Annotated in this window: 15 protein-coding genes, 1 tRNA gene and 2 pseudogenes; 6 read left to right on the top strand and 12 right to left on the bottom strand. The window is 68.0% G+C overall.

Features of this window, described 5'->3' with window-relative positions; translation table 11 throughout:
• Positions 1-48: 48 nt before the first annotated feature.
• A pseudogene (locus tag AC07NI_RS24500) lies at positions 49-727 on the bottom strand (NUDIX domain-containing protein).
• Between the two features lie 4 nt (positions 728-731).
• On the opposite strand from AC07NI_RS24500, the gene AC07NI_RS24495 reads away from it, so the two are divergent.
• Together AC07NI_RS24495 and AC07NI_RS24490 are read left to right on the top strand one after the other, a co-directional pair.
• A complete protein-coding gene (locus AC07NI_RS24495) occupies positions 732-1,349 on the top strand; it encodes a nitroreductase family protein (protein ID WP_494623996.1) in 618 nt (205 codons plus the stop codon).
• Positions 1,350-1,384: 35 nt separating this feature from the next.
• Positions 1,385-1,675, top strand: coding sequence for a hypothetical protein (locus AC07NI_RS24490; RefSeq protein ID WP_494623994.1), 291 nt, complete (start codon positions 1,385-1,387; stop codon positions 1,673-1,675).
• On the opposite strand, the gene AC07NI_RS24485 is transcribed toward AC07NI_RS24490, so the two are convergent.
• The 3 genes from AC07NI_RS24485 to queF form a co-directional block, all read right to left on the bottom strand.
• Positions 1,672-2,424 carry a LytR/AlgR family response regulator transcription factor gene (locus AC07NI_RS24485; protein ID WP_494623992.1) on the bottom strand — a complete coding sequence of 251 codons (753 nt, stop codon included), beginning with the start codon at positions 2,422-2,424 and terminating at the stop codon, positions 1,672-1,674. The two genes, AC07NI_RS24490 and AC07NI_RS24485, sit on opposite strands and share 4 nt — an antisense overlap.
• Positions 2,424-3,530, bottom strand: coding sequence for a sensor histidine kinase (locus AC07NI_RS24480; RefSeq protein ID WP_494623990.1), 1,107 nt, complete (start codon positions 3,528-3,530; stop codon positions 2,424-2,426). Before AC07NI_RS24480 ends, AC07NI_RS24485 begins: the two co-directional genes overlap by 1 nt.
• Before the next feature lie 72 nt (positions 3,531-3,602).
• Positions 3,603-4,058: a preQ(1) synthase gene (queF, locus tag AC07NI_RS24475; protein ID WP_494623988.1), complete on the bottom strand. Its 456-nt coding sequence runs from the start codon at positions 4,056-4,058 to the stop codon at positions 3,603-3,605.
• A 68-nt stretch (positions 4,059-4,126) separates the two neighbouring features.
• Here queF and AC07NI_RS24470 point away from each other — a divergent pair.
• A pseudogene (locus AC07NI_RS24470) lies at positions 4,127-4,944 on the top strand (SDR family NAD(P)-dependent oxidoreductase).
• Positions 4,945-5,189: 245 nt separating this feature from the next.
• On the top strand, positions 5,190-5,891 hold the full coding sequence (locus tag AC07NI_RS24465) for a TorF family putative porin (protein ID WP_494623986.1): 702 nt from the start codon (positions 5,190-5,192) through the stop codon (positions 5,889-5,891).
• Positions 5,892-5,949: 58 nt separating this feature from the next.
• Here the strand turns inward: AC07NI_RS24465 and AC07NI_RS24460 are convergent, their stop codons facing one another.
• From AC07NI_RS24460 to AC07NI_RS24445, 4 genes are all read right to left on the bottom strand, one after another.
• Positions 5,950-7,221: an MFS transporter gene (locus AC07NI_RS24460; protein WP_494624082.1), complete on the bottom strand. Its 1,272-nt coding sequence runs from the start codon at positions 7,219-7,221 to the stop codon at positions 5,950-5,952.
• Between the two features lie 11 nt (positions 7,222-7,232).
• A complete protein-coding gene (locus AC07NI_RS24455) occupies positions 7,233-9,632 on the bottom strand; it encodes a TonB-dependent siderophore receptor (RefSeq protein ID WP_494623984.1) in 2,400 nt (799 codons plus the stop codon).
• A 157-nt stretch (positions 9,633-9,789) separates the two neighbouring features.
• On the bottom strand, positions 9,790-10,515 hold the full coding sequence (locus AC07NI_RS24450; protein ID WP_494623982.1) for a GntR family transcriptional regulator: 726 nt from the start codon (positions 10,513-10,515) through the stop codon (positions 9,790-9,792).
• A gap of 64 nt (positions 10,516-10,579) precedes the next feature.
• Positions 10,580-11,395, bottom strand: coding sequence for a MetQ/NlpA family ABC transporter substrate-binding protein (locus AC07NI_RS24445; protein ID WP_494623980.1), 816 nt, complete (start codon positions 11,393-11,395; stop codon positions 10,580-10,582).
• A 117-nt stretch (positions 11,396-11,512) separates the two neighbouring features.
• Between AC07NI_RS24445 and AC07NI_RS24440 the strand changes: the two genes are divergently transcribed.
• Positions 11,513-11,761 (top strand): hypothetical protein, encoded by a 249-nt coding sequence (locus tag AC07NI_RS24440; protein ID WP_492080488.1) that lies wholly within the window; start codon positions 11,513-11,515, stop codon positions 11,759-11,761.
• Here the strand turns inward: AC07NI_RS24440 and AC07NI_RS24435 are convergent.
• The 4 genes from AC07NI_RS24435 to AC07NI_RS24420 form a co-directional block, all read right to left on the bottom strand.
• Positions 11,758-12,102, bottom strand: a complete 345-nt coding sequence (locus AC07NI_RS24435; protein WP_494623978.1) for a hypothetical protein — start codon at positions 12,100-12,102, stop codon at positions 11,758-11,760. The two genes, AC07NI_RS24440 and AC07NI_RS24435, sit on opposite strands and share 4 nt — an antisense overlap.
• Positions 12,099-12,758, bottom strand: coding sequence for a methionine ABC transporter permease (locus AC07NI_RS24430; RefSeq protein WP_494623976.1), 660 nt, complete (start codon positions 12,756-12,758; stop codon positions 12,099-12,101). Before AC07NI_RS24430 ends, AC07NI_RS24435 begins: the two co-directional genes overlap by 4 nt.
• On the bottom strand, positions 12,755-13,759 hold the full coding sequence (locus AC07NI_RS24425; RefSeq protein ID WP_494623974.1) for a methionine ABC transporter ATP-binding protein: 1,005 nt from the start codon (positions 13,757-13,759) through the stop codon (positions 12,755-12,757). Before AC07NI_RS24425 ends, AC07NI_RS24430 begins: the two co-directional genes overlap by 4 nt.
• 63 nt (positions 13,760-13,822) lie before the next feature.
• The gene (locus tag AC07NI_RS24420; protein ID WP_494623972.1) at positions 13,823-15,100 is read right to left on the bottom strand and encodes a Xaa-Pro dipeptidase; all 1,278 of its coding nucleotides are present in this window, start codon (positions 15,098-15,100) and stop codon (positions 13,823-13,825) included.
• 104 nt (positions 15,101-15,204) lie between these two features.
• Between AC07NI_RS24420 and AC07NI_RS24415 the strand changes: the two genes are divergently transcribed.
• A tRNA-Leu gene (locus tag AC07NI_RS24415) sits at positions 15,205-15,289 on the top strand.
• The last annotated feature ends 239 nt before the right edge of the window (positions 15,290-15,528 follow it).

Here is a 15,528-nt window from a genome sequence, read left to right as displayed (position 1 = left end):
CATAGAGCATCTAGATAAAAAATGCTCCACCGGCGCGACGAACGCCGGTTACGCGAGGATGAGCGCGGCCAGAGCGGCCGGCAGTTCACCTCGGACCGCCATATGGTGCGTCCGGAGCAGTAACGCCACCGTAATTGCGTCAGGCATGTGGCCAGCGGTCGCCGCGTCCAGCGCCTCGCCGAACGGCACGCGAGCCACGGCCAGGTCCTCGGTCTCGTCCGGGGCCGTGTCGGTGGGGGTCAGGTCCATGGCGAGGAAGCCGTAGGCGATCTCGTCGGTGACCGAGTTGGAGAGCTCCATCCGCAGGATCTGACGCCAGTCGGCGGCCTGGAGCCCGACCTCCTCGGCCAGTTCGCGCTTGGCGCCGTCCAGCGGGTCCTCGCCATGCGGCGCGCCGCCCTCGGGCAGCTCCCAGCTGTAATTGGCGAGGGAAAAGCGGTTCTGGCCGACCAGGGTCACCGTGCCGTCCGCGTGCAGCGGCACGACGCCGATCGCCTGGTTCTTGAACCCGACCTTGCCGTAGAGCGCCGGCCGGCCCGTCGGGGCGATAGCCTGGTACTCGGTCAGGGTGATCCAGGGATTGTCATAGGCGACTTGACTGGAGGAGACGCCCCAGGGCTTTCCATGCGGCTTCAGCCAGGTGGGCTTTTCGGACATGCGAGGGCTCGCGACTTGTGGCGACCGGCGGGCGGCCATAGGTGTGCGGTCTATATCGCTTCGGAGAGATCGTCTTGGCCGCTTCCGTTCCCCCCGCCCCGCAATTCGCCGAGACGCTGCCGATCGAGGCCTCGCCCGAGGTCGTCGCCTTCCTGGCCAAGCGGCGCTCGGCCAGCGCCATGAGCCTGGCCGCTCCCGGCCCGGACGACGCCCAGATCGCCGACCTGCTGCGCATCGCCGCCCGCGTGCCCGACCACGGCAAGCTGGCCCCCTGGCGCTTCGTGATCCTGAAGGGCGCGGCCAAGGACGCCTTCGCCGAACGGATCACCAAGCTGGCCGACAGCCAGGCCAACCCGGTCAAGGCCAACGCCGCGCTCCGCAAGCTGACCCGCCCGCCGATCGCCATCGCCGTGATCTCGCGCTTCATCCCGGGGGAGATCCCCGAATGGGAGCAACGCCAGAGCGCCTCGGCCGTCTGCCACCAGATGCTGCTGGCCGCCGCCGCCCTGGGCTGGGGCGCCAACTGGATCACCGACTGGTACAGCTACGACCCGCGCGCCACGGCGATCCTGGGCCTGGCCGAGGGCGAGCAGGTGGCCGGCTATCTGTATCTCGGCACCTCGACCGAAGCTCCGCAGGAACGCGTGCGCCCTGACGTGACGGCCATCACCACCGAGTGGAGCCCTAGCTAGGCTCGCCGCGTTGATCACGGCAACGAGGACACGACATGGCCAAGCGTAAAGACCCCTGGACGAGCCTGGCCTTCGATTCCTGGTCGCTAGGGCTGGAAGCCTCGACCGTCATCGGCCTGCGCATGATGAAACTCGCCGCCGGCGGCGCTGCGGCGCAAGCCGAGGCCGAGCTGATGGTCAGCGAGAAGATGGCGGCGGGGATGACGTTGCCAATGCTGGCCATGACCGGCCAGCTGGGCGCGACGGGTCCGGCGATCGCGGCGGGCTCGCTGGCGCATCTGCGCAAGAAGGTGCGGGCGAACCGGCGGCGGTTGGCGAAGGGCTAGGCCTCCACCGCCAACCCTAACCTCGCCTGCACCGCCTTCACGTAGGTCGGCCCCACCGGCACGGCCACGCCGTCCCGTAGCACCAGCGCGATCAGCCCCTTCCCCAGCCGGTTCACCGCCTCCACCCGGTCCGGGCTGACAAACGCCGAACGATGCACCCGGATCATCCGGTTCGGGTCCAGCCCCTGCTCCAGGGCGCTCATGGTGATGCGGTGGATGTGGCTGCGGGTGGCGGTGTGGAGCAGGACGTAGTCCTTGGCCGCCTCGATCCAGTCGATCTCGGCCACCGCCACGCGGACATGGCCGTGGCGAGTCGTCACCCAGATACCGTCGAGATCGGTCTCGCGCACCGGCGCGGCCTCGTGCTGTTCGAAGGCCTTCTGCAAGGTGCGGCGGCGGCGGGCCCGCTCGACGGCCTGACGCAGGCGGTCGAAACGTACGGGCTTGAGCAGATAGTCGGCGGCCTCCACCGCGAAGGCGTCGGCGGCGTAGACCTCGAAGGCGGTGACGAAGACGATCTCGGGCCGGTGCTCGGCCGGCAGTTCGGACGCCAGCGCCAAGCCGCTGAGCTCCGGCATCTGGATGTCCAGCATGACGAGGTCGGGCGTGAACGCGGCGATGGCCTGCGCCGCCTCGCGGCCATTGCGGGCCACGCCGACCAGGTCTGTGTCGGGGATCTGGTCGAACAGGGCCGTCAGCCGCTCCAGGGCGGCGGGCTCGTCGTCGACCAGCAGGACCTTCAGCCGCATCAGGCCGTCCTCGCCTGGGTTTCCAGTTTCAGCGGGATGCGCAGCAGCACCAGGAACCCGCGCTCACGCGGCGCCGCCTGAAGCACGCCGCGCGGGCCGTACAGCACCTCCAGCCGCTGGCGGACATTGGTCAGCCCGACACCCATGCCGCCAGGATGAGCGACCGCCTCGCCGTCGTCCTCGACGATCACCACCAAATCATCGCCGTCGCGCGAGGCTTCCAGACGGATGGTCACCGGGCGGCTGGTCGGGGCGACGCCGTGCTTGACCGCGTTCTCGATCAGCGGCTGCAGCACGAAGCTGGGCACCAGCGCGCCGCGCAACTCGTTCGGGCACGAGAACTCCACGCCCAGCCGGTCGCGGAAGCGGACGCTCTCGATCTCCAGATAGGCCTGCAGGGTGGCCAGCTCGTCCTCCAACGGGATGATCGCCTGGGGATCGGCGGCCAGGGTCAGGCGCAGGAACTCGGCCAGCCGCGCGAGCATCGACTCGGCCTCGTCATTGCGGCCGGTGATCACGGCCGACGAGACGGCGTTCAGGGTGTTGAACAGGAAATGCGGATTGAGCTGGTAGCGCAAGGCCGCCAGCCGCGCGGCGCTGGCCTGGGCCTCAGCGGCCAAAGCCTGGGCGCGGGCGTTGGCCAGTTGGCCCTCGCGCTCACGCGTCACCCGCACGGCGATCATCATCAGATAGAGCGCGCCCAAGAGGGCGAACATCCAGCCGGCGACCATGAACTGGCTGATGAAGCGGCTGGCGATCAGCCGGGGCGTCGGATGGGCGTTATCGAGGATGAGCCGCGCCTGGCCGCCCGCCAGCATGTCGAACACCGCCATGGCGAACGCGGCGGCCAGCAGGGTCGGCAACAGGGCGGTGAAGCGCACCGGCTGCGCGTCCTGTTCGGTACGGGCGGCGCGGCGGTAGACCAGCACCGACAGCAACAGGCCGCCGACCATGAACAGCAGGAAGCTGGCGATCATGCCGGTCGGCGGCGCCTTGCCGGCGGCCAGGTACGGCAGGCTGAACAGCAGGGTGTCCAGACCCCAGACGCCCAGGGTCAGGATCGCGGCCTGACGAGAGAGGTGAGAACGTGAGCCGGCGTCGTTCATGCCGGCAGTCTAGCGCAAACGACGGGCGGCGCATCCGCATCGGACGCGCCGCCGTCGGCTTTGGTCGCTGGATCAGCCGCGACCGCGGTACGGGGCCACGCCCTGGTCGGGCACCCACAGGCCTTCCGGCGCCGGGCCGGTCTGCCAGAACACGTCGATCGGGATGCCCCCGCGCGGATACCAGTAGCCGCCGATGCGCAGCCAGCGGGGCTGGGCGATCTCGACGATCTTGCGGGCGACCTTGACGGTGCAGTCCTCGTGGAACGAGCCGTGGTTGCGGAAGCTGGTCAGGTAGAGCTTCAGCGACTTGCTCTCGATCAGCCACTCGCCCGGGGCGTAGTCGATCACGAGGTGGGCGAAGTCCGGCTGGCCGGTGACGGGGCACAGCGAGGTGAACTCCGGCGCGACGAAGCGGGCCAGGTACAGCACGTCATGCTGCGGATTGGGCACGCGCTCGAGGACGGCGGCTTCGGGGCTGGCGGGCGCGTCGACGACTTGCCCCAGCTGGGTGACGTTGAGATCGGTCATCGCCGCGATTTAGGCCTCCCCGCCCCCGGAGACAAGCCACGCGCGCCTCGCTACAACGTCGCAAACATCTGTTCGGGAGAGAGACATGTCGGGACGGGACTTCGACGGCTTCACGGTGGTGATCACGGGCGCCTCCACGGGCCTGGGCCGCGCGATCGCGGTGGAGGTCGCCAAGCGCGGCGCGGGCCTGGTGGTCGTCAACTACGCCCGCAGCGCCGACGAGGCCGCCGAGACCGCCCGCCTGGTCGAGGCCGAGGGGTCCAAGGCCGTCCTGGTCCAGGGCGACGTCGCCGTCGACGAGGACTGCAAGAAGATCGTCGCGGCCGCCGAACCGACGGGCCGCATCGACGCCCTGTTCAACAACGCCGGCATGACCAAGTTCGCGCCCAACCACGGCGACCTCGACGCGGTGAACGCCGACGACTTCCTGCGGCTCTACGCGGTCAATGTGGTCGGCGCCTTCCAGATGGTCCGCGCCGCCCGCGCCTTGCTCGAAGCCGCGCCGTCGCCGGGCGCCGTGGTCAACACCAGCTCGATCGCCGCCGTCCAGGGCATCGGCTCGTCGGTGCCCTACGCCGCCTCGAAAGGCGCGATGACGACCATGACCCTGTCGCTGGCCCGGTCGCTGGGCCCGCGCATCCGCGTCAACGCCATCTGCCCGGGCTTCATCGACACCCCGTGGTTCAAGGACATGCCGGACGACTCGATGGAGCGGCTGCGGGCGGGCGCTGCGGCGGCGACACCACTGAAGGCGGCTTCGAATGCCGAAGACATCGCCGGGGCTGCCGTTTTTCTGGCCAGCCCGGCCTCGCGCCATGTCACCGGCGAGACTCTGCTGGTTGACGCAGGTCTGCACCTGGGCGGCGCAAGTCTTTCAATGCGGTAAAAGCACAGACAAGCCGCATTCGCTTCTTCGACAGCTGTGACTTACATACGTCCATTCTGAAGCAAAAGCGTCACACTGCGCCCAAACTTTGAGCGTTAGGCGCCGAACTTGCTGGCGCTTCGAGTCCCTCGGTTGCAACAAAAGACGCGCCCTCAACTAATCCTTGGGGGACGCAAGCGCTTGCAGGCGCGCGTCGGGGTCCGGGTCCACAGCCCGGAGAACGACACAGAAAAGGGGATAGAACTATGAATGCCATGAAGATCGCACTGGCCTCGGCCGTCGCCACCGTCGCGCTGTCGGGCGCCGCGATGGCCGAAGAAGCCACCAAGCCCACCATCTCGTTCAACCTGGGCATCACCAACGACTACGTCTTCCGCGGCGTGAGCCAGACCCAGGAAGATCCCGCCATCTCGGGCGGCGTCGACGCCGGCTACGGCATCTTCTACGCGGGCGTCTGGGCCTCGAACGTCGACTTCGGCGTGCCGGACCCGAAGGTCGAAGTCGACCTCTATGCCGGCGTGAAGCCGACCGTGGGCGACACCTCGTTCGACTTCGGCGTGCTGTACTACGGCTATCGCAAGGACAAGAACGGCGCGCCGGGCGCCAACAGCTACACCGAAGTGAAGGCCGCCGTGTCGCACCCGGTCGCCGGCGCCACCCTGGGCGCCGCCGTGTACTACTCGCCGGAATGGCCAGGCAAGGGCGGTGACGCCACCTACTTCGAAGGCAACGCCGCCATCCCGATCGCCGAGAAGTTCACCCTGTCGGGCGCTGTCGGCCACCAGGAAATCAAGAACTACGGCGACTACAACACCTGGAACGTCGGCGTCGGCTTCCTGCTCGGCGAGAACGCCACGATCGACGTGCGCTATCACGACACCGACGAACACGGCTACGGCAAGATCTACGGCAGCCGCGTGGCCGTCAGCCTGAAGGCCGCGTTCTAAGCTTCACCGCTTAGAACCGAAGTTGAAGCCGCTCCGGGACGCCGGGGCGGCTTTTTCTTTAGGTGGTCGGAGCCTTGGGCGGGCGCATCGCCAGCACGGCGACGAACACCACCGCCGTCACGGCCGCGAACAGCTCGAAGGTCTGCGAGAAGCTTCCCAGCCGGTCGCGCATGGCCCCGGCGATGAACGGTCCCGCCGCCGACACCGCGCCGACCAGGCAGGTCAGCGAGAACAGCTCCAGGTTCGACTGCCGGCCATAGTAGTTCAGCAACAGCACTGTCACCGCCAGCACGGTCAGGCCAAAACCCACCCCGGTGCCGATGGCATAGAGCAGCATCAGGGCCGGGCTCGCCGCATGGGCCAGGGCCAGCAGGCCGACGACCAGCATCCCTTGGGCGAAGATCAGCAGCCAGCGCGGATCGACGCGGTCGCCCAGCGCCCCGCCGGCGAGGCGCGCCAGGGTCTGCATCAGCGATTCCAGGCTCAGCATCTTGGCGGCGATGGCGGCGGCGGCCACCGAGGCGATCCCGGCCGCGACGCCCAGCTCCGTCAGGTGCGTGACCGAGACGCTGGCGACGGTCACGCCGACCAGCAGATGGCTGAAATAGGCCGCGACCAGGATGTAGAACTGCGGCGTGCGCAGCGCCTGAGGCACGGTCCACTCATAGGCCGTGCGGTAGACGCGGGCGTTGGCCGGCGCTTCGCGGGCTTCTTGCTCGACCTCCAGGTCCACCTCGTGCGCGGCGTCGCTCAGCCATTTGGAGCCGCCGACCATCAGGGCGCAGATCAGGCCCACGACAGCCGCCAGCACGGCCTGGACGATCCAGTAGGCCCGCCAGTCGTTGCCGCTCATGCCCATCAGCGTGAGCGTCATCCACGGGCCCGCCGCACCACCCAGCGAGCCGAAGGTGAAATAGACGCCGAACGGCAGGGCGCGCTTGCGGAACAGCGACGACAGCACGTGGGTGCCGGGGATCAGCGCCGCCATCTGGAAGCCGACGCCACAAGCCGCCGCGCCGGCATAGTAGCTGAGCAGGCTCTCCGAATTGGCCAGCCCCAGGAACCCGCCCGCCAGCACCGCCGCGCCCAGCAGCAGCGTGCCACGCACGCCGATCCGGCGGATCAGGATGGCCGGCAGCCACGACGAGGCGCCGGTGAAGACGCCCAGCACGGAAAAGCCCAGGAACGCCTTCTCGAAGCTCCACTTCAACTCGCCGATCATGGCCGGCAGCACGACGCCCAGCGAGCCATAGGTCGAGGCGGTGATCAGGAACAGCAGCAGGCTGAACGCCGCCAGCAAGAGCCAGGGACGGAAGCGGTCTTCTTCGATCTTGGTCAAGGTCAGAACGTCCGCTTCAGGGTGGCGCGCCACTCCCTCCCCTTGCCCGGCAGCGCGCCGAGGTTGGCGTAGGTGTCGGCGTCGGGGGTGAAATAGAACTTGTTGAACAGGTTATCGACGTTGACCGACAGGGTGTACGGCCCGTGGTTCACGAAAGCTGAAGCGTTGACCAGCGAATAGGACGGATAGCGCACGGCGTTCTGCACCGTGCCCGCCGTGCGGCTGACATGGCTGACCCCGACCGTCGCCCCGGCCTGGCCCCAGTCATAGCCCTTGCTGGTATAGGTCCCGTACAGGCTGACCACCGACTTGGGGATCAGGGTGTAGGCGTAGTCGCCGCCGCGGCCCGGCAGGCTGTTGAACGCCCACACCACGTACGAGCCGCCATAACCCTGCGCGCCGGGCACGCCGGCGGTGTAGGCCGGGATGTACTGGAACGACGCATCCGGCCCCTTCACCGTCGTGCGCTGGCTGTTGCCGGCGAAGGTGAAGGACAGGTGCTCGGACGCCAGCCAGCGGACCTCGACCTCGACGCCCTTGGCGCGGGTGCCCTGGATCGTCGGGGCGGCGATGGCGCCGGCGATCTGGGTGCGGTTCTGCTTGTAGGCGGCGACCGAGCCGATCAGCGTCCCGCGCAGCAGCTGGAACTTCACGCCGGCCTCGGTCAGGTCGGAGCTGGACAGCCACGAGCCGTCGGCCACGAAGTTCGGCGCGACGTCGCCGGCCTGGCTCATCTCAAGGGCCGCGGCCTTGGCGTAGCTGACATAGGGCATCAGGCCGATCGGCAGCTTGTAGGTCAGGCTGGCGTTCCAGGTCGCCTTGTCGCGGTCGTCCGCCTGCTGGCCGGCGATGACGTAGCTGAGGATCCCGGTGTCCTCGCTCTTGACGCTGTAGTGGTCCCAGCGGCCGCCCAGCACCAGGTTGAAGCGCCCGGCCTCGATGTCGGAGGTGACGAAGACGCCCGTCTGCTTCCAGGTCGAGCGATTGTCGTTCTCCCACTGCAGGCCGACATTGCCCGGCTCGTTGTCGAACGGACTGTCGATGGTGTCGGTGGGCGTGGCGCCGAAGCTGATGTCGCGGCGGTCCAGGGCGATCAGGCCGCTGTTGAAGCTCTCGCGGCGACGGCCCTCGAACCAGCGGTGCGCGCCGCCGACCAGGGTGCGGGCGTGAACCGCCCCGACATCGGTCGGGAAGGCGTAGGTCAGGCGGATTTCCGAGACCTTGGCGTCCGTCGTGGCCGGATAGCCGTAGGAGACGAAGCGGCGGTTCTCCAGGCGGTCGTGGAACAGCTGCAGCTTGATCTGCCGGTCGCCGTCGAGGTCCTTGGCGAGGTCGAAATAGAGCGTCTGGGTGTTGGTCTTCGAGAAGTCGGCCGGGCTGATATAGACCGTGCGGCGATCCAGCTTGGTCGTGCCGACACCCGTGTCCAGGGTGTGGGCCGCGTCGGTGCTGGGGAAGCCGTAGTACGGGATGTAGAGCGCGCTGGCGTAGGGATAGGCCCCGATCTCGTTGGGCGTCAGCTTGCCGTTGTGATCGGCGTCGACCAGCGAGGTGTCGCGGCCGGTGATGTAGGTGCGGTTGTCGATCAGGTCTTGCGTGAGGCGGTTCCAGCCGGGTGTCTGCACGTCGCCGGTCGAGTGGAACGCCATGCCGCCGAAGGCCGTGCTCCAGCCGTTCCCGAGATCAAAGTCGGACGAGACCTCCAGGATCTGCCGGCGCGGATAGATGCCCTTGTAATAGCTGTGGCTGTCCTCGGCCTCGCCATAGACATAGACGCCGCCCTCGGCCTTGCCGAGGTTCACGGGCGCGCCGAACTGGCCGGTGAACAGCTTCTTGTTGTAGCTGCCGACCGTGGCGGTGATCTCGCCCTCAGGCTCGGCCAGGAAACGGCCCTCGTCGCGGGCGGATTTCGGGATGAAGTTGACCAGGCCGCCGACCTTGCCAGCGCCATAGACCGGGGTCGGCGGGCCGCGCAGGATCTCGATGCGCGAGGCCCCGCCGATCGGGGTCGAATAGGTGCCGCGGTTCTCCACCCGCTTGAAGCCGCGGAAGTAGTTCTCGGCCAGGGTGCCGCGGATGTTGAGCGCCCCAGGCACGCCGTAGAAGCTGGCGGTGTGGGTGCCGGGCGAGACCTTGGTGACGCCGTCCAGGGTCTGCACGCCGTAGCGTTCCAGGGTGATGTCGCTGACCAGGCTGGCCGAGCGCGGCGTCTCGATCAGCGGCTTGGCGATCCCGAACACCGTGTTGCTCGGCTGCTTTTCCAGCAGCCCCGCCTTGTCGCGCGCCACGATCACCACCGCGTCGACCTGATCGGCCACCTGCTCTTCGGCACGCGCGGCGAGACCGGTCATGGTCGAGAGGGCCAGGACGCTGGCGGACAGGAGGACGCTTCTGGACGGCATGGGGCAGTCGAACCTTCACGCGCCGCCGGACGGGGAGTCCCAACGGTCACGGTCCGATATCTGGTGATGCCTTGACCTTCGTCAAAATGCCTTCTGACATTTCAGTTAAGATTGCGAAGGCGCTGTGGCGGGAAAGTCGCAGGTTTGTTGGCTGAAGCTAGGCCGCGCCGACGTGCGGACGAGTCTGGGCCTCGGGCTGGACGTTCAGGATCCGCAGCATGGCGTTGCGCGAGGCTTCCGCATCGCCACCGGCGATGACCCGCGCCACCTGACGGTGCTCCTCGATCTCGTCCAGCAGCTCCTGCTCGGTCGCGCCGTTGAACGAGAACACCCAGAAGCGGGCGGCCTTGTGCTGCAGGGGGATCAGGATGCGGGCCAGGGCCAGGTTGCCCGAGGCCCGCGCGACCAGGGCGTGGAAGCGCAGGTCCATGGCCACCAGGGCCGGCAGGTCGCAGGTCTTGGCGGCCGCTTCGCCCTCGGCGAAGACGTCGAACATCGCCTGGGCCTCGGCCTTGGAGGCGTGCTTGGCAGCCAGCTGGGCGCAGTGCGGCTCGATCAGCACCCGGGCGTCGTAGCCCTGGCGCAGCTCCACCAGGTCCAGCGGCGCGACCGTGGTGCCCGAGCGGGCCCGGCGGATCACCAGGCCCTCCAGCGCCAGACGCCCCAGGGCGTCGCGCACGCCGGCCAGACCCGTGTCGTAGTGCGCGGCCAGCGACTGCTCGTCCAGCCTCGCCCCGGCCGGCAGTTCGCCCAGGATCAGGTCCAGCAGGATGCGCTCATAGACCTTGGTCTTCTGCAGGTCCGGCGACCAGTCCTCGAGGCCCGAGGAGTTGGCGACGTCCAGCACCAGGGTGCGAGCGGCGTTGAGCGAAGGCGAGGCCATGGGCGATCCGTGAGCGGCGGGTCGCTGATAGGTAGTGTGAAATTTCAGGCGACGCTAGGCCGCCTTAGAACGCCGGCACCACCGCGCCCGCGTACTTCTTCTCCAGGAACGCCTTCACGTCCGGCGAGGTCAGGGCGGCGGCCAGCTTCTTGACGCGCGGGTCGTCCTTGTTATCCGGACGGCCGACCAGGTAGTTCACGTACGGGCTGGTCTTGTCCTCGGCGATCAGCGCGTCCTTGGATGGGTTCAGCTTGGCGTCCAGGGCGTAGTTGGTGTTGATCACCGCCAGGTCGACCTGGTTCAGGATGCGCGGCAGGGCCGGCGCTTCCAGTTCCTTGAACTTCAGGTTCTTCGGGTTGGCGGTGATGTCCTTCAGGGTCGCCAGATCGGTCTGGTTCTTCAGGGTGATCACGCCGTTCTTGGCCAACAGCAGCAGGCTGCGGGCCTCGGTGCTGGCGTCGTTGGGGATGGCCACGGTGGCGCCGTTCGGCACTTCGGCGATCGTCTTCCACTTGCTCGAATAGGCCCCGATCGGCTCGACGTGCACGCCGACGATCGTCACCAGGTTCGTGCCCTTGTCGCGGTTGAAGTCGTTCAGATAGGGCAGCGTCTGGAAGTAGTTCACGTCGATGTGCTTCTCGGCCACCTGGGTGTTGGGCTGCACGTAGTCGTTGAACACCTTGATCTCGAGGTTCAGGCCCTCGGCGGCCAGTTTCGGCTTGATGAACTCCAGCACCTCGGCGTGCGGGATGGCCGTGGCGGCCACGGTCAGGGTGTTGGGCGCGCTGGCCTTGGGCTCCTTGGGACCGCAGGCCATGAGGGTCATGGCGGCGAGGCCGAGGACGAGGAAAGCGCGACGGGCGGCCATGAACGGCTCCATAAATCGATCAGACGGGTAGGGTTTTGCCCGGTCAGCCGCGTCGGAGGAAATCAGATTTCCTGGGGGCCCGTCGAGCGATCCCTTGACCGCGCCTCCGAACAGGCCGCTTGGATGGGGATGGCCAAGGAAACCGTCCACATCGTGCAGTCCTACATCGCCGGGCGCGGCAAGGGACTGAAGGCCGAGCAGCAGGTCGGCTGCAAGACGGCCGAAGAGGCGCGCCGCAAGGCCGAACGCCTGGCCCCCCTGCGCGAAGGCGTTGTGGCCTTCACGGTCAGCGCCGATGTCGAGCTGGGCGACTACGACGAAAACCCCGACATCCTGTTCAAGGCGGGCCGCCTGCCCTTCCCGTTCGACCAGGCCTAGTCCTCGTCGTTGGCCGCTTCCGGCACATCCGGCTCGCCGTGGATGATCCAGCTGGCCACGAAGTCGGGCGTTTCGCCGGCCAGGGTGGTCACGCCCGGTTCGGCGGCTTTGATCGCCGAGGTCTGGGGCGGAAGGGTGTAGGTATCGCCGTCGTGCTCGCCCAGCAGGTCCAGCACGATGCCCTCGTCCTCGGTGGCGTCGATGACCACGCCGAAGAACTGCTGGCGCTCCTCCACGTCCCCGTCGTTGTCGAGGAAGGTCAGGTTCATCAGCAGGGTCTTGCCCAGCAGGGTCTTGGCCAGATCGGCGTCCCAGTGAAGGGCTTCGGTCTCGTCGGTCATTTGTGGGACACCTTCCGCACGATGCTGTCGCCAATCATCTGCAGCACCTGGACCAGCACCAGCATCAGCACGACGGTGACGATCATCACGTCGGTCTGGAAGCGCTGATAGCCGAAGCGGATGGCCAGGTCCCCCAGGCCGCCCGCGCCGACCACGCCGGCCATGGCGGTGTAGGACACCAGCGCCACGGCGGTCACGGTCGCGGCGGCGACCAGGCCCGGCAGGGCTTCCGGCAGCAGCGCGCCCAGCACCACCTGACGCCGCTTGGCGCCCATGGCGAAGCTGGCCTCGATCACGCCCTTGTCGACTTCGCGCAGGGCCGTCTCCACGAGGCGCGCGAAGAACGGCGCGGCCCCGACGACCAGCGGCGGGATGGCCCCGGCCACGCCCAGCGAGGTGCCGACCAGCGCCACGGTCAGCGGGATCATCACGATCAGCAGGATCACGAACGGCACCGAGCGCAGGATGTTGACCAGCAGCGACAGCAGGCCGTTGGCGATCTTGTTCTCCAGCATCTGGCCCTTGCCGGTCAGGAACAGGATCACGCCCAGCGGCAACCCCAGCGCGACGGTCAGCACCATCGACCCGCCCAGCATGGACAGGGTGTCGATCGTGGCCTGGCCGATTTCCGGCCAATCAATGTTCGAGACGCTCATCGGGCGGTCTCCCCGGACAGTTCATCGACGCGCACGCCGGAGGCCTGGAACTGGGCGATGGCCGCGGCGACGTCGCCGCCGGTCAGGGCCAGGGTCAGCTGGCCGTAGGGCGTCTCGCGCAGGCGGTGGATGCGCCCGCCCAGGATCGAATAGTCGACGCCGGTGGCGCGGGCGACCTCGCCCAGCACCGGCTTGTAGGTCGCCTCGCCCCGGAAGGTCAGGCGCACCACGCGGCCATCGACCCCTGCGGCGGCGGTGACCTCGCCATCGGCCTCGCGCACGAAGCGGCGAGCGGTGGCGCTGGCCGGATGCAGGAACACCTGCTCGACAGCGCCCTCCTCCACCACGCGGCCGGCCTCCAGCACGGCGACGCGATCGCAGACGCGGCGGACCACGTCCATCTCGTGGGTGATCAGCACGATGGTCAAACCGAGCTCGCGGTTCAGGCCCGAGATCAGGTCGAGAATCTGCTCGGTGGTCTCCGGGTCGAGGGCGCTGGTGGCCTCGTCGCACAGCAGGACCTTGGGGTTGGTGGCCAAGGCGCGGGCGATGCCGACCCGCTGCTTCTGGCCGCCCGAGAGCTGGGCCGGATACTTGTCGGCGTGGGCCGTGAGGCCGACGCGCTCCAGCAGTTCGGCCGTGCGCGCCTTGACCTCGGCGGCCGGACGCCCGGCCAGCTTCAGCGGGAAGGCGACGTTCTGGGCGACGGTCTTGCCCGACAGCAGGTTGAAGTGCTGGAAGATCATCCCGACCCGCCGGCGCAGGGCCCGCAGGCCCTCGACGCCCAGGGCGGCGACATCGTCACCATCGACGATCACCTTGCCGCCGGTCGGGGTCTCCAGGCCGTTGATCAGCCGGATCAGCGTCGACTTGCCCGCGCCCGAGGCGCCGATCACGCCGAACACCTCGCCGGCGTTCACCGACAGCGAGACCTCGCTGAGGGCCGCGTGGCCGCTGCCTGACGCGCCATAGGTCTTGGAAACAGCCTCGAAGGCGATCACGTCGAGAAGATCCTGTGATTTTCGGAGCGCTGCACTTAGGCGCTCGCGCTCCGATAGTCGAGGCTAGGGCTGCTTGATAACCGCGCCGCCCTTCATCACGAACACGGGCTTCTCCAGCGTCATCACGTCCGCCAGCGGATCCCCGGCCACCGCGATGATGTCGCCGAAGCGCCCCACCGCCACCTGGCCGACGTCCTTGGTCTGGCCGAGGGCCTCGGCGGCGGTCAGGGTCGCGGCCTGGATCGCCTGCAGCGGGGTCGCGCCATAGCGCACCATCACCGCGAACTGCTTGGCGTTGTCGCCGTGCGGATAGACCCCGGCGTCGGTGCCGTAGATCATCTTCACCCCGGCCTTCAGCGCCTTCTTGAAGTTCTGGCGCTGGATCTCGCCGATGTCGCGATCCTTGCGCAGGTTGTCCTCAAGGACGCCGTTCTTCTTGCCCTCGGCCTGGGTGTAGTCGGTGTTGTAGATGTCCATCGAGAAGTAGGTCCCGTGCTGGACCGCCAGCTTGATGCCCTCGTCGTCGACCAGGCTGGCGTGCTCGATGGTGTCGATGCCGGCCTTGATCGCCTCGCGGATACCGGCCGCGCCGTGAGCGTGGGCGGCGACCTTCAGGCCGGCCATGTGGGCCTCGTCGGCCACGGCGTGCATCTCGTCATAGGTCAGCTGCTGCTGGCCTGGCTCGTCGCCGCGCGAGAAGACGCCGCCCGTCGCGCAGATCTTGATCACCTGGGCGCCGTACTTCTTGAGGGTGCGGACCACCTTCCGCGCCTCGTCGGGGCTGTCGATATTGTAGGGACCCTTCTCGTCCATCGACGGCGGGAAGAAGGTCGAGTCGCAGTGACCGCCGGTGGCCCCGATCGCCCAGGTCGCCGTGACGATGCGCGGCCCGATCACGTAGCCGGCGTCGATCGCCTCGCGCAGGCCCACGTCGTCGAAGTCGGCCGAGCCGACATTGCGAATGGTGGTGAAGCCCGCCTCCAGCGTCTTCTTGGCGTTGGCGACCTGCACCACGCTCCAGAAGCGGTCGCTGTATTCCAGGCCGTTATAGCCGCCGATCTCGGCCAGGCCGTCGATGTGGGTGTGCATGTCGATCAGGCCCGGCAGCAGGGTCGCGCCCGGCAGGTCGACCACCTTGGCCCCAGCGGGGACCGCGTCGCCCTTCTTGCCGATGGCGGTGATCCGCCCATCGGTGACGATCACCTGCGGGTTTTCCACATACTTGCCGCTGACCACGTCCAGCAGCCGCGCGGCGCTGACCGCCTCGACCTGGGCCGCGTTCGCCGCGCCCGCCGCCAGCACGCCCGCAGCCAGAGCCGCGGCCTTGATCCCCTCACGCATTCGATCCGTCCCCGTTTTAAACTTGAGCGTTAGGACGCTAGCACCCGGACGCGCCGTGTCGAGCCTCGACCCCGCCGGACCGATGGCTTATGGGGTCGATGGATGGGGACGTGGCGGAATCGGTAGACGCACCGGACTTAAAATCCGTTGGAGCAATCCGTGTGGGTTCGAGTCCCACCGTCCCTACCATCACCCCTACCATCACCCCTGCCATCGCTACGGCGCCGGTTGTGTTCGGCGCGACGACCCGCAACACGTGATGTGACCGAAGAGCGTATATCGGCTACGATTACCCGTCTTACGTGAATAAATCGTCCAATACCGAATATGCGTTTCTCGGGGGCTCGACTCCGCACAAGATCGTGCACGGCGTTCGTGTATCGCCGCTCGATGAGTCGATTCCTCCCCCACCGTCGCGTCCGAGTTTG

The organism is Caulobacter sp. GW821-FHT10E02 (assembly GCF_059415225.1).
The sequence above is the reverse complement of the archived record's forward strand: the minus strand, read 5'-3'. Positions and strand labels throughout refer to the sequence as shown.